General features: G+C 75.8%; 12 protein-coding genes and 1 riboswitch. Of the genes, 9 read left to right on the top strand and 3 right to left on the bottom strand.

From position 1 onward, the window contains the following. Positions 1–48: 48 nt before the first annotated feature. The 8 genes from ACERM0_RS07125 to thiD all read left to right on the top strand — a co-directional run bounded on the left by ACERM0_RS07125 (position 49) and on the right by thiD (position 6528). Positions 49–1143 carry a trans-aconitate 2-methyltransferase gene (locus tag ACERM0_RS07125; protein ID WP_373677860.1) on the top strand — a complete coding sequence of 365 codons (1095 nt, stop codon included), beginning with the start codon at positions 49–51 and terminating at the stop codon, positions 1141–1143. Continuing rightward, the gene (locus ACERM0_RS07120; protein WP_373677859.1) at positions 1140–2054 is read left to right on the top strand and encodes a hypothetical protein; all 915 of its coding nucleotides are present in this window, start codon (positions 1140–1142) and stop codon (positions 2052–2054) included. Before ACERM0_RS07125 ends, ACERM0_RS07120 begins: the two co-directional genes overlap by 4 nt. 21 nt (positions 2055–2075) lie before the next feature. Continuing rightward, a riboswitch (TPP riboswitch) is annotated at positions 2076–2190 on the top strand. After that, positions 2180–2833, top strand: coding sequence for a thiamine phosphate synthase (gene thiE, locus ACERM0_RS07115; protein WP_373677858.1), 654 nt, complete (start codon positions 2180–2182; stop codon positions 2831–2833). (Overlaps the previous riboswitch by 11 nt.) Then, positions 2830–3975: a glycine oxidase ThiO gene (gene thiO, locus ACERM0_RS07110; protein WP_373677857.1), complete on the top strand. Its 1146-nt coding sequence runs from the start codon at positions 2830–2832 to the stop codon at positions 3973–3975. Before thiE ends, thiO begins: the two co-directional genes overlap by 4 nt. After that, positions 3972–4172 (top strand): sulfur carrier protein ThiS, encoded by a 201-nt coding sequence (gene thiS / locus ACERM0_RS07105; protein ID WP_373677856.1) that lies wholly within the window; start codon positions 3972–3974, stop codon positions 4170–4172. The genes thiO and thiS overlap by 4 nt, the downstream gene beginning before the upstream one ends. 33 nt (positions 4173–4205) lie before the next feature. Further along, positions 4206–5021 carry a thiazole synthase gene (locus ACERM0_RS07100; protein WP_373677855.1) on the top strand — a complete coding sequence of 272 codons (816 nt, stop codon included), beginning with the start codon at positions 4206–4208 and terminating at the stop codon, positions 5019–5021. Then, positions 5018–5689: a thiamine phosphate synthase gene (locus tag ACERM0_RS07095; protein WP_373677854.1), complete on the top strand. Its 672-nt coding sequence runs from the start codon at positions 5018–5020 to the stop codon at positions 5687–5689. The genes ACERM0_RS07100 and ACERM0_RS07095 overlap by 4 nt, the downstream gene beginning before the upstream one ends. Continuing rightward, positions 5686–6528, top strand: a complete 843-nt coding sequence (gene thiD, locus ACERM0_RS07090) for a bifunctional hydroxymethylpyrimidine kinase/phosphomethylpyrimidine kinase (RefSeq protein ID WP_373677853.1) — start codon at positions 5686–5688, stop codon at positions 6526–6528. Before ACERM0_RS07095 ends, thiD begins: the two co-directional genes overlap by 4 nt. Here the strand turns inward: thiD and ACERM0_RS07085 are convergent. Together ACERM0_RS07085 and ACERM0_RS07080 are read right to left on the bottom strand one after the other, a co-directional pair. Then, a complete protein-coding gene (locus tag ACERM0_RS07085; RefSeq protein ID WP_373677852.1) occupies positions 6501–7706 on the bottom strand; it encodes a citrate synthase in 1206 nt (401 codons plus the stop codon). The genes thiD and ACERM0_RS07085 overlap by 28 nt on opposite strands. Before the next feature lie 17 nt (positions 7707–7723). Next, entirely contained in the window at positions 7724–8722 is a 999-nt protein-coding gene (locus ACERM0_RS07080; RefSeq protein ID WP_373677851.1) for a serine hydrolase domain-containing protein, read from the bottom strand. Positions 8723–8838: 116 nt separating this feature from the next. On the opposite strand from ACERM0_RS07080, the gene ACERM0_RS07075 reads away from it, so the two are divergent. Beyond that, complete coding sequence (locus ACERM0_RS07075; RefSeq protein ID WP_373677850.1) at positions 8839–9960, top strand: citrate synthase; 1122 nt, start codon at positions 8839–8841, stop codon at positions 9958–9960. Here ACERM0_RS07075 and ACERM0_RS07070 read toward each other — a convergent pair. Then, a complete protein-coding gene (locus ACERM0_RS07070) occupies positions 9928–12687 on the bottom strand; it encodes a cation-translocating P-type ATPase (RefSeq protein WP_373677849.1) in 2760 nt (919 codons plus the stop codon). The two genes, ACERM0_RS07075 and ACERM0_RS07070, sit on opposite strands and share 33 nt — an antisense overlap. Positions 12688–12768 lie beyond the last annotated feature (81 nt).

The following is a 12768-nucleotide window of genomic DNA, read 5'->3' as shown; positions in this document are numbered from 1 at the left end:
GCGGGTGCCGGCCGGAACGCCGGCCCGCCCACGACCCTGGAGTCCGCCGTGTCCACCTCGATCACGACCCCCGTCTCCGTCGACGAGCGCCTGCTCGCCGACGCCGTCGCGGCCATGGAGCTCGCCAGCGTGTCCCTCGGCCTCGAGCTCGGCCTCTACCGCGCTCTGCACGAGCAGGGCCCGGCCACGGCCGAGGAACTGGCCGACCGCGCCGACGTCGCGCCCCGCTACGCCCGCGAGTGGCTCGAGCAGCAGACCGCCGCCGGCTGGCTGCGCTGCCCGAACCCGGACGAGGCCGCCGAGGTGCGGCGCTTCTCCCTGCCGGCGGTCGCGGCCGCCGTCCTGCTCGAGCCCGACAGCGGGATCCACCTCGGCCCCCTGGTGCACATCGTGCGCGCGTCGGTCGGCGTCTTCGACCGCCTGCTGCCGGCCTACCGCACCGGTACGGGCATCCCGTACGCCGACTACGGAACGGGCGTCCGGCAGGGGCTCGCCGCGCTGAACGGCCCGACCTTCGACACCCAGCTGGCGGCATGGATCGCCGCGCTGCCCGACGTCGACCGGCGGCTGCGGGAGGGCGCCGCACCGCGCGTCCTCGACCTCGGCTGCGGCGTGGGCCGCTCCACGCTGGCGCTGGCACGCGCCTACCCACGCGCGGTCGTCCACGGCATCGACCTCGACGCGGCCTCGGTCCGCGAGGCCGAGGCCGCCGCGTCCGCCGCCGGGCTCGCCCACCGCGTCACGTTCCGCGTCGCCGACGCGGCCGAACTGGCCAGCGAGGGACGCTACGACCTCGTGACGGTGCTGGAGGCGCTGCACGACATGGGCGATCCGGTCGGTGCGTTGCGGGCCGTGCGGCCGCTGCTGGCCGAGCACGGCGTCGTCTACGTCGCCGACGAGCGGGTGGCGGACACGTTCGGCGAGGACGCCGACCTCGTCGAGCGGCTCACCTACGGCTTCAGCATCCTGCACTGCCTGCCGGCCACGTTGGCCGAGGACCCGGTTGTCGCCAACGGCACGGCGCTGCGCGCGACGACGCTGCGGGCGTGGGCCCGGCAGGCCGGTTACCGCGACGCGGTCGACCTCGGCGTCGACGACCCCTTCTGGCGCCACTACCGCCTCGATCCGGAGCCCGTGGCATGAACCGCACCTCCGACGCCACGACCGTCGCCGTCCCCGCGACGTCCCCCGCCCCGGCCGGCACGGTCACCACGCCGTTGCCGCCGGTGCGGCCGGTCGCCGGCAGGGACCCGGCCGGTCACCTCGCCACCGGGTGGGAACCCCACCGCCCGGTGCAGGACGGCCTCGTGCGCCGGTTCGTGCACGCCTACGCGTCCTCGTTCGCGGCCGTGGTGCAGGCGCACGGCGGCCGGGTCGTGCAACGCGACGGCTACGTGGTGCACGACCTCGGCCGGCCCGCGGCCACGTACGGCGGCGTGTCGCTGCTCGCACCGCTGCCGCACGGCGAGCACCGCCGTGTGCTCGCCGCGATCGAGGCCGACCTCGTCCCCGGCGGCACCGGCGACGTGCTGCTGTGGAGCGCGTGGCCGACGCCCGACCTGTCGGCGGACGGGTGGCGGCTGCAGGGCCATCCGCCACTGCTGCTGCGACCGACCGGCGAGGCGGAACCTCCACCACCGGCCTGGCTGCGGATCGAGCGGGTGTCCGACCGTCGGCGCCTCGCGGACTGGGAGCGCGTCGCCGTCGAGGGCTACCCCTTCACCGACGTGCAGCCCTGGCGGCCCGGCGTCCTGGCCGCACCCGCGCTGCTGGACGACCCGCGTTTCCATGCCTGGGTCGGCTACGACGGCGACGAACCGGTCACGATCGGCACCTCGTACGTCGCGCACGGCGTGCACGTGTTCGCGCTCGGCGTCACGCGGCCGAGCCACCGCGGTCGGGGGGCCTGGGAGGCGATGGCACGCCGGCGGCTGGGCACGTTCCCGCGCCTGCCCGTGATGTCGCTCTTCTCCGACTTCAGCCGCGGACCGGCCGAGCGGCTGGGGTTCCTGCCGCTGTCGCGCTGGACCCTGTGGGGCCGTGCACGGAGGTGAACCGCTCGCTACGGTCGGGAACGCAGACGCCGAGGGAGCCCTCCGAACCGCAGGGCTGAGATCGCGCCGGGCGGGCGCGCTACCTCGGAACCTGATCCGGGTCATGCCGGCGGAGGGAGTGCGTCGTGCGGGAGACCACCGTCCCGTCGCTTCACGTCATCACCGACGACCGTCCCGGTCGCGAGGTGCTCGCGACCGTGGCGTCGGCGCTGTCCGCCGGGGCCCCGTGCGTGCAGGTGCGCCGCAAGCGCGGCCGCGACCGGGACCGGCTCGCGTTCGCCGTCAGGGTGGTCCGGGACTGCCACGCGGCCGGGGCGCGCTGCATCGTCAACGACCGCGTCGATCTCGCGCTGGTCGCGGATGCCGACGGCGTCCACCTCGGCGCCGACGACCTGCCGGTCGCCGCGGCACGCGCCCTCGCGGACGCCGTCGCCGGGCCGGGCTTCCTCGTCGGCGGCACCGCGCGCGACCCGGACACCGCCCGGGCGCTGGTCACCGACGGCTGCGACTACCTCGGCGTCGGCCCGGTCCACGCCACGCACACGAAGGACGGCCTCCCGCCGCCGCTCGGCCACGATGGGTTGCGGCGCGTCACGGCCGCCGTCGACGTCCCGGTCGTCGCGATCGCCGGCATCACCGCGGCGCGCGTACCGGACGTGCTGGCCGCAGGTGCCCACGGCATCGCCGTCGTCGGCGCCGTCTCGGACGCTGCCGACGCGGCGGCGGCGACCCGCGACCTGCTCGACGCACTCGCCGGCACGACGGCGGGGCGGTCATGACACGGCAGGACGTCCTGGTCGTCGGCGGCGGCCTGATCGGACTGAGCATCGCCTGGCGGGCCGCCCTGGCCGGGCGACGCGTCACCGTCGTCGACGACCGGCCCGGTGAAGGCGCCTCCGGCGTCGCGGCCGGCATGCTGGCACCGGTGACCGAGGCGGCCTACGGCGAGCAGGCCCTGCTCGCCCTGACGGTCGCGTCGGCACGCCGCTGGCCGACCTTTGCCGCCGACCTCGAGGCCGCCGCCGACACGTCCGTCGACCACCGTCAGGAACCCACCCTGCTGGTCGGCCACGACCGCGACGACGTCACCAGCATCGAGGAGCTCGCCGCGTTCCAGCGCGACCTCGGCCTGGACGTCGAGCGCCTGACCGCTCGCGCCTGTCGGCAGGTCGAGCCGCTGCTGCACCCGCGCGTCCGCGGCGGCGTGCTCGCCCGCGACGACCACCGCGTGGACGCCCAGCGCGTCGTGTCGGCACTGCTGACGGCGTGCGCCGCCGCCGGCGTGGACGTCGACCGCCGCCGTGCGGTGCACCTGGAGCACGACGGCCGCCGTGTCGAGGGCGTCACGCTCGACGACGGCACGCGACTGGCCTCGACGACGGTGGTCCTGGCCGCCGGCACGTGGTCGGCGGACCTGGCCGGCATCCCGGACGCGGCCCGCCCCCCGGTCCGCCCGGTCAAGGGCCAGCTGCTGGTGCTGCGGGCGGACGACCCACTGGCCCTGCGGCCAACCGTGACGGTCCGCGCGCTGGTCCGCGGCCGGCCCGTCTACCTGGTGCCCCGCGAGGACGGCCGGCTGGTCGTCGGCGCCACCCAGGAGGAACGCGGCTTCGACACGACCGTCACCGCCGGTGCCGTCCGCCAACTCCTCGACGACGCCGTGGAGGTGCTGCCGGTCGTCGACGAGCTGACCGTCGAGGACGTCCGTGCCGGGCTGCGGCCCGGCACGCCCGACAACCGCCCGCTCGTCGGGCCGACCGGGCTGGACGGGTTGCTCGTGGCCACGGGACACCACCGTCACGGCGCCCTGCTCGCCCCGCTGACCGCGGACGTGGTCGTCGCCCACCTCGACGGGGGCGACCCGGGCGTCGACCCCGCGGTCCTCGACCCCCGCCGTTTCGCCGCCGAGGTCATCGTATGAACGTCCACGTCAACGGCCACACCCGCACGCTGACGCCCGGGACCACGCTGGGGCAGCTCGTCGACGGACAGGTCCCCGATCGACGCGGCGTCGCCGTCGCGGTCGACGGCGAGGTGGTGCCCCGCCGCGACTGGGACGCCACCGCCCTGGACGACGGCGCACACATCGAACTGGTGGGCGCCGTCCAGGGCGGCTGAGCGACCCCTGACCACCCGTCCGCGGAGGAGCGCATGACCGACCCACTGACCGACCCACTGACCGACCCGCTGGCCATCGGCCGCACCAGCCTGTCGTCGCGGCTGATCCTCGGCACGGGCGGCGCCAGCAGCCTCGACGTGCTCCAGCGGGCCATCCTGGCGTCGGGCACGGAGCTGGTGACCGTCGCCCTGCGCCGTGTCACCGACCACGGCCCCGGCTCGCTGCTGGAGGTGCTGCGCCGCACGGGGGTCGCGGTGCTGCCCAACACCGCCGGCTGCCGGACCGCCGCGGAGGCCGTGATGCTGGCCCGCCTCGGCCGTGACGCGTTCGAGACGGACCGGGTGAAGCTGGAGGTGATCGGTGACGAGCGCACGCTCCTGCCGGATCCCGTCGAACTGCTCGACGCCGCGGAGACGCTCGTCGACGACGGCTTCGAGGTGTTCGCCTACACCAACGACGACCCTGTCACGGCCGTGCGGCTGGCCGACGTCGGATGCGTGGCCGTGATGCCGCTGGGCTCGCCGATCGGCAGCGGCATGGGGATCGTCAACCCGTACAACCTGGCGCTGGTCCGGGAGCAGGTCGAGGTACCGGTGATCCTGGACGCCGGCATCGGGACGGCGTCGGACGCGGCACTCGCGATGGAGCTCGGCTGCGACGCGGTGCTGCTCGCGTCGGCCGTCACCCGCGCACAGGACCCTCAGGCGATGGCCGCGGCCATGCGCCACGCCGTGGCAGCCGGCTGGCTGGCGCGGCGGGCCGGCCGCATTCCCCGCCGCCGGCTGGCGCTGGCCTCGACCAGCGACGTCGGCCGGCCCGACCTCGCCGCGGTGGGAGACCCCACGTGAGCACGACGCTCCCGGCCGCCCGCCCCACCCCCGTGGCCGTGCCGCGGCTGCTCGTGCTGAGCGACCGCGGGCAGGCGGCCGCCGCCGGGAGTGATCTGGTCGGCCACGCCCGTGCCGTCGGGGAGGCCGGCGCGGACGCGCTGGTGCTGCGCGAGAAGGACCTGCCGCGCGCCGAGCGCCGCCGACTGGCCGAGGCGGTCGCCTCGGCCCTGGCCGGTACCGCGACGCGCCTGCTCGTGGCCGGCGACCCCGAGCTGGCGACGGCCGTGGGTGCCGCCGGCGTACACCTCGCCGCGAACCAGCCGGCGCCTTCCGACATGCCCGGACGCCTGGTCCTGCGCTCGTGCCACGACGCCGGCGAGGTGGCCCGCACACGACGCGCCCCGGTGGACGCCGCGGTCGTGTCGCCGGTCGCCGTCACCACCTCGAAGCCGGGCTACGGACCCGCCCTGGGCCGCGACGGGCTGCGCGACCTGGTCGAGGTGGCCGACGGGCTCCCGGTGCTCGCGCTCGGCGGCGTCACGCCGGACGACGTCGCCGCCTGGTGCCACGCCGGTGCCCACGGCGTGGCGGTCATGGGCGCGGTGATGCGCGCGCCCGACCCGGCGGCCGTCGTCCGGCGCCTGCGTGCCGCACTGACCCCGCCCGGCCGAGAGGATCGCCCGTGACCGACCGCACCCCCACCCCCGCCGTCGCGCTCACCATCGCCGGCTCGGACTCCGGCGGGGGCGCCGGCCTGCAGGCCGACCTGCGTGCCTTCGCGGCCATGGGCACGTTCGGCGCCAGCGTCGTGACCGCCGTGACGGCCCAGAACACCCGCGCCGTCACCGACGTCCACGTCGTGCCGGCGCAGGTCGTGCGTGCCCAACTCGACGCCGTGCTCGACGACCTGCCCGTGGCCGCGGTCAAGACCGGCATGCTGGCCACCAGCGAGCTGGTCGCCCTGGTCGCCGACCAGGCGGCGGCCGGACGCCTGCCTCAGCTGGTGGTCGACCCCGTCCTCGTCTCCGCGACCGGGCACCGGCTGTTGGAGCCCGACGCCGTGGCGACCTACCGGGAACGGTTGCTGCCGCACGCGGCCGTGGTCACGCCGAACCTGCCCGAGGCCGCCGCCCTGCTGGAGCGGGCCGTCGACGACCTCGACGCCGCACGCGCGGCCGCCCGCGACCTGGCCGCGACGGGCGCCGGCGTGGTGGTGGTCAAGGGCGGCCACCTCGACGGCGGCGAGGCGGTCGACGTGGTCATCGCCGGCGGCGAGGAGCACCTGCTGTCCGCGCCGCGGATTCCGACCGCCAACCTGCACGGCACGGGCTGCACGTTCGCGGCGGCCACGGCGGCCGGCCTGGCGTCGGGCCTGCCCCCGCTGCGGGCGGTCGAGCGGGCCAAGAGCTACGTGACCGGCTGCATCGCGCGCGCGGCGGACTGGCGGCTGGGCGCCGGCGCCGGACCGCTGGACCACCTGGGCATCACGCATGCCGCTCAGGCCGACGGCGCCGGCCCGGTGTAGACGGCCTTCGGGCGCAGCAGCCCGGGCTCCTCGTACTGCTCCATGGCATGCGCCAGCCAGCCGACGGTGCGGGCGACGGCGAACAGCAGCTCGCCGGTGCCGACCGGTGCGTCCATGGCCAGCGTGAGTCCCGCGAGCGCCGCGTCGACGTTCGGTGGCGGCAGGCCGCGGTCCGCGGCGACGGCGAGGACGGCGTGCAGCGGCGCGAGCCGGCCCGCGGGCACCTGCTCGTCGAGCAGAGCGAGCAGGTGCGCGCCGCGCGGGTCGCCGGCCGGGTACAGCGGGTGCCCGAATCCGAGGCCGACCGGGGAGCCGGGTCGCACCTGGGCCAGGGCGGTGGCGGGCGGGCGGCCGTCCCGGACGGCCAGCAGCGCTTCCTCGAGCCCGCGGGACGCGGCGCCGTGCCGGGGGCCGCTGAGCACGGCCAACCCGGCGAGCACCACCGCGTAGGGATCGCAGCGGGCCGAGGCGGCCACCCGCGCCGCGAGGGTCGAGGCCGCCAGTTCGTGGTCGGCCAGCAGGATCAGGGCGGCCTCGACCAGATGCGCCACCTCCGGGGTGCCAGCGCCCGCGCTCGACCACCGCGCCAGCCGCTCGGCCAGCGGGCCGTCCGAGCCCCCACCGTCGAAGGCGGTCGCCGCCGCGAGCAGCAGCGCGCGTCCGGTCGCGGCGACCACCTCGCGCCGTGGGGCACCCTCACCCTGGTCCGTGGCGCGACCGAGTGGGTCGGCCGCCCGGGCCGCGGCGGTCGCGGCCAGCAGGACCTGACTGGCCTCCAGCCGATCTCCCGCCGGGTGTGCCAGCGGGCGCACCGACGCGAGCACCTCGTCGGGCGCACGCCACGTGTCGACGTGGTCAACGTCCCACAGGTGCGCGGCCAGGGCTTCGAAGGTGGTCGTGCCGGCCAGGTCCCGGGCGAGGCGGCCGCGGTAGGCCGGGCCGTCGGGCGTGATCGCGGTCAGTGCCGTCGGGACGATGACGTCGGAGGGCCGGGTCGGTCGGGCCCGCCGCCCGCGCACGGCCAGGGTCGCGACGTCCCCCGGGTGGTACTCGCTGCGGCGGCCGTCGGCCGCGGTCCGGCGGCGAAGCTGCCCGCGGGACACGTAGGCGTAGAGCGTCGGGGCCTTCACCCCCAGACGCCGGGCGGCCTCGGCGGTGTCCAGCCAGGTGTCGACCACGGTCGTCCGCCTTCTCGTCAAGCCTCGTTGGCGAGCCACTTCGCCACCGGCCACGCGCCTTCGCTGCTATTGGCGACGACCGTGAGCGTGCGGGCCTCGGCCGGTCGGTGGATGCTGCGAAACGACACGCCGGCGTCGTAGCCCTCGAGTGCCACCCCGTCGCCGTCGGGCTCCAGCCAGAAGCCGAGGCCGTAGCGCAGGTTCTCGGCCGGCACGTCGCTGTGTGGGTGCACCATCGCCTCGACCAGCGCGGCCGGGACGATGCGGCCCTCGAACAGGGCCCGCCACAGCGCGTGGACGTCGTCCACGGTGGTGTGGATGCCCCCGTCGCCACTGCCGCGGACCGGCAGGTGCAGGAGGTTCGTGCGCGGCCCCTCGGCGTCGAGGTAGCCGAGCGCGACGCCGCCGGGCAGGGCGTCGGTGCGTTCGAACGCGGTGTCGTGCATGCCGGCCGGCGCGCAGACCCGCTCGACCACCAGGTCGTGGAACGGCCGACCCGTGATCCGCTCCGCGAGCAGGGCCAGCACGACGTAGCCGCTGTTGCAGTAGGTGAACCGCTCGCCCGGCGGGAACTTCTGGGGATGCCCCTCCAGTAGCGGGAGGTAGCCGTCGGTGGTGGCCAGCGTGTGCACCGGCACCGACAGCACGTACTCGTCGATGTCGCCCAGGCTCTCCTCGTCGAGGTAGTCCCCGATCCCGGACCGGTGGGCGAGCAGATCGCCGACCGTGACGGCGTCGTCGATCGAAGGCAGGTCCGCGCCGAGCAGCGCGCGCGCCGGCGTGTCCAGTCCCACCGCCCCGTCGGCGACCAGGCTCATGACGGTGAGGGCGGTCAGGCCCTTGGTGCCGCTGGCGATCGCGAACCGGGTGTCGGCTCGGTTGGGGATCCCCTCGCCGCGCTGGGCCATGCCGCGAGCGACGACCACCTCGGGGTCACCGTCGCGGTCGATGCGGACCACGCCCGAGAACGCGGCGTCAGCGACGAGGTGGCCGAGCCGGTCGGCGAGGGCGGTCAACACGGTTCCTGTCGGGCGGGGAGGTGCGTGCGCAGAGTGACGTTGACGACGTCATCAACGTTGACGTTACCGGGCGCGGCGCGGAATCGTCGCCCCATCGACCAACGGAGCGTGACATGACCACGGCAACCGCCGCGCCGGCCGGCCTCGAGGGCCTCGTGGTGACGGACACCGCCATCGGCGACGTCCGCGGGGACGAGGGCTTCTTCCATTACCGCGGTCACGACGCCACGGTGCTCGCCCGAACGCGCCGCCTCGAGGAGGTCTGGCACCTGCTGGCGCTCGGCCACCTGCCCGACGCCGTGGAGGTCACGGCGTTCACGGGGCGGCTGGCGGCCTGGCGCGAGCGCGTCCCCGCCGACCTGGTGGCCGCGACCCATCGAGCGGCGCGCAGCGGCGCCGACACGCTCACGACGCTGCGCACGGCGTGGTCGGCGGCGGCGACCCCGCTGGGCGCGCGCCCGTGGCTGGACCTCGCGCCGGCCGAGCGCCTGGACCAGGCGCTGGGACTGGCCGCGATCGGGCCGGTGCTGGTCGCGGCCGGCCACCGCGCCGGCGTCGCCGACGACCTGGCGTCGGCGCCGGCCCCGACGGCGGCGGCGTACCTGCACCTGCTGACCGGGGCGACGCCGCCGGCCGCGCACGTCCGGGCGCTCGAGCGCTACCTCGTCGCCACGATCGACCACGGGCTCAACGCGTCGACGTTCACCGCGCGGGTGGTGGCCTCCACCGGGGCGGACCTGGCCGCGGTGCTGGTGGCCGCGCTGGGGGCGCTGTCCGGACCGTTGCACGGCGGCGCGCCGAGCCGGGCGCTGGACATGCTCGACGCGATCGGGACACCCGGCCGGGCCGAGGCGTGGGTGGCCGACGCCCTGGCCCGCGGTGAGCGGATCATGGGCTTCGGCCACCGCATCTACCGGACCGAGGATCCGCGCGCCGCCCTGCTGCGCGAGACGGCCCGCGACCTGGGCGGCGACCGGTTCGAGCTCGCGCTGGCCGTGGAGACGACCGTCCGCGAGCTGCTCCGGCGGCATCGACCCGATCGCGTCCTGGACGTCAACGTGGAGTACTGGGCCGCGGTCGTCCTCGACGCGGTCGGGGTCCCACGCCCGCTGTTCACCCCCACGTTCGCCGTCAGCCGGGCGATCGGCTGGATGGCCCACGCGCTGGAGCAGACCGAGCACAACCGGATCATGCGCCCGAGCTCACGCTACGTGGGAGCCTTCGGGTCGGGGTGACGCGTCTGGCGACGGCGCCGTGCGGGCCTGCCGGCGGGCGAGCAGCCGCACCACGAACTTGCGCAGCTCCTCGACGACGATGATCGACGAGGCCGTGGCCGCAGCCAGTGCCCAGTGCACCGGCTCCAACTCGACCGTGCCGACGATCGGTCGCAGCAGCGCCAGGTGCACGGCCGCGATCTGCAGCACCAGCACGCCGCCCAGGGCCAGCCACAGTTGCCGGTTGCGCAGTGTGTGCCGGGAGAACACCGTGGCGCTCTCCACCCGGGCGTTGATCGCGTTGCCGAACTGGTACAGCACGAACGTGGTGAACGCGAGGGTGACCGCGAACGCCGCGTCGTCGTCGGGGCGGACCGAGAGCCCCCAGCCGAACACGACCAGCGTGCCGGTGGCCATGACGGCCCCCGTCAGCAGCAGCCGCGACAGGCGCCGTCGATCGAGGATCTGGGCGGACGGGTCGCGCGGCGGGCGGTCCATCGTGTCGGGGCGGGCAGGGTCGACGCCCAGTGCCAGGGCCGGCGGGCCGTCCATGATCAGGTTCACCCACAGCAGCTGGATCGGCGTGAACGGGGTCGGCAGGCCGATCGCCCGGGCGGTCAGGATCGTCAGGATGGCGCCGATGTTGGTCGCGACCTGGAACCGCACGAACGAGACGATGTTGTCGTAGATCGCGCGGCCGCGCTCCACGGCGGCGACGATGGTGGTGAAGTCGTCGTCGGCGAGGACGAGGTCGGCGGCCTGCTTGGTGACCTCGGTGCCGGCGATGCCCATCGCCACGCCGATGTCCGCCCGTTCCAGGGCGGCGGCGTCGTTGACGCCGTCACCGGTCATGGCCGTGACGTGTCCGCGTTCGCGCAGCGCCGCGACGATGCGGACCTTGTGCTCCGGCGCGACCCGGGCGCAGACGCCGATGTCCTCGATCTCCGAGGCGAGGCGGTCGTCGTCCATCGTGTCGAGGTCGGCGCCGGTCACGGTCCGCCCCGGGATGCCGAGCTCGCCGGCGATCGCCGACGCCGTGGTGGGGTGGTCACCGGTGATCATCTTGACGGTGATGCCCGCGCCGTGCGCCCGCGCCACCGCGTCGGCGACGCCGGACCGTGGTGGGTCGACGATCCCGACCAGCGACTCGAACACCAGCGACTCCGCCAGCGCCTGGACGTCGGCACGCGCCTCCGCGGGCGCGTCGACGCGGCGGCTCGCGACCGCGAGCGTGCGCATGCCCTCGCGCGCCAGGGCGTCGATCGCGTCCCGGATGCGCGCCTCCCAGTCCTCGTCGAGGGCGACGACACCGTCGGGCCCGACGACCTCGGAGCAGCGTCGCAGCACGACGTCCGGGGCACCCTTGACGTGGACGAGCGTGCCCCGGCCGGTGTCGTCCTCGTGCACCGTGGCCATGAACTTGATGGCGGCGTCGAACGGCAACTCGGCGACGCGGGGGCGGGCCCGCAGCGCCCCGACGTCCGCCCCGGCGCGCTCGGCGAGGACCAGCAGCGCGCCCTCGGTCGGGTCCCCGACGATCTCGCCGTCGCGGACGTCGGCGTCGTTGGGACGCACCATGGCGGCGAAGCCGAGGTCGCGGCCCTCGGCCCACGTCGGGCGCGGGCCGTGCCCGTCCTGGCTCGGGTCACCGTCGACGTCGTGGCGCTCGCCGGCGTGCCACACCGCCCGCGCGGTCATCTGGTTGCGGGTCAGCGTGCCGGTCTTGTCCGTGCAGATCACGTCGGCCGAGCCCAGCGTCTCCACCGACGCCAGCCGCTTCACGATCGCGTTGCGGCGCGCCATCCCGGCCGTGCCGACGGCGAGGGTGACGGTCACCACCGCCGGCAGGCCCTCCGGCACGGCGGCGATGGCCAGCGCGATGGCATCCATCGCCGCGGCCAGGAAGGTCTCGCCGCGCAACAGCGAGATCGCGAGCACGACCAGCACGGCGACGCCCGCGATCGCGGCCAGTCGCTTGCCGAGCGCGTCGATCTGCCGTTGCAGGGGGGTCGCCCGCGGGGTCGCCTCGGACAGGAGTTGGGCGACCTCGCCGATGCGGGTGCGCATGCCGGTCGCCGTCACCAGCAGCTCGGCGCGGCCGCGCACGACGGTGGTGTTCATCCACAGCATGCTGTCGCGGTCGGCGACGGGGGCGTCGGCGGCGACCGGCTGCGCGGTCTTGTCCGCGGCGGTGGTCTCGCCGGTCAGTGACGACTCGTCCGCGGCGAGGGTGGTGGCGACCAGCAGGCGCCCGTCGGCCGGGACGCGGTCGCCCGCCTCCAGCAGCGCCACGTCGCCGGGGACCACCTCGGCGCCGTCGACGTCGAGCAGCCGCCCGTCGCGCCGCACGCGGGCGCGGCTGGGCAGCATCTGCTTCAGCGCCTCCATGCTGCGCTGCGCGCGCCCCTCCTGGACGTAGCCGAGGGTCGCGTTCAGGAGCAGCACCACGGCGACGACGACCGCGTCCTTGTACTCGCCGACCAGCGCCGCGAGGCTGGCCGCCACGACCAGCACGACGATCAGCAGGCTCTTGAACTGGCTCGCGAAGCGGCGCAGTCGTGAGGGGCGGGGCGGTTCTGCGAGCTGGTTGGCGCCGTGACGCTCGAGGCGCAGGGCGGCCTCGACGGCGGACAGTCCGCGGGCGGGATCGACACCGAGGTCGGCGGCGACCGCGGCGGACTCACGGGCGTGGGGGTCGTCGCCGGCGAGGGTGTCGGGGGCGGACGGGGCGGGGGACGATCGTGGCATGGGCGAAGGCTCCGGCAGCAGGGAGAACGTGACGTTCGTGCCGAAGGTCTCCCCCACCCGGCCGCCTGCCGGGCGCGGCAC

Origin of the sequence: Egicoccus sp. AB-alg2 (assembly GCF_041821065.1) — a bacterium.
Classification (GTDB): Bacteria; Actinomycetota; Nitriliruptoria; order Nitriliruptorales; family Nitriliruptoraceae; genus Egicoccus.
This window is presented reverse-complemented; position numbering and strand designations above follow the sequence as displayed.

Bases quoted from the DNA above. Each gene is read 5' to 3' on its own strand.
- ACERM0_RS07075 (WP_373677850.1), top strand. From the start codon at position 8,839: ATGACCACGGCAACCGCCGCGCCGGCCGGCCTCGAGGGCCTCGTGGTG.
- ACERM0_RS07100 (WP_373677855.1), top strand. From the start codon at position 4,206: ATGACCGACCCACTGACCGACCCACTGACCGACCCGCTGGCCATCGGC.
- thiS (WP_373677856.1), top strand. From the start codon at position 3,972: ATGAACGTCCACGTCAACGGCCACACCCGCACGCTGACGCCCGGGACC.
- ACERM0_RS07070 (WP_373677849.1), bottom strand. From the start codon at position 12,687: ATGCCACGATCGTCCCCCGCCCCGTCCGCCCCCGACACCCTCGCCGGC.
- thiO (WP_373677857.1), top strand. From the start codon at position 2,830: ATGACACGGCAGGACGTCCTGGTCGTCGGCGGCGGCCTGATCGGACTG.
- ACERM0_RS07120 (WP_373677859.1), top strand. From the start codon at position 1,140: ATGAACCGCACCTCCGACGCCACGACCGTCGCCGTCCCCGCGACGTCC.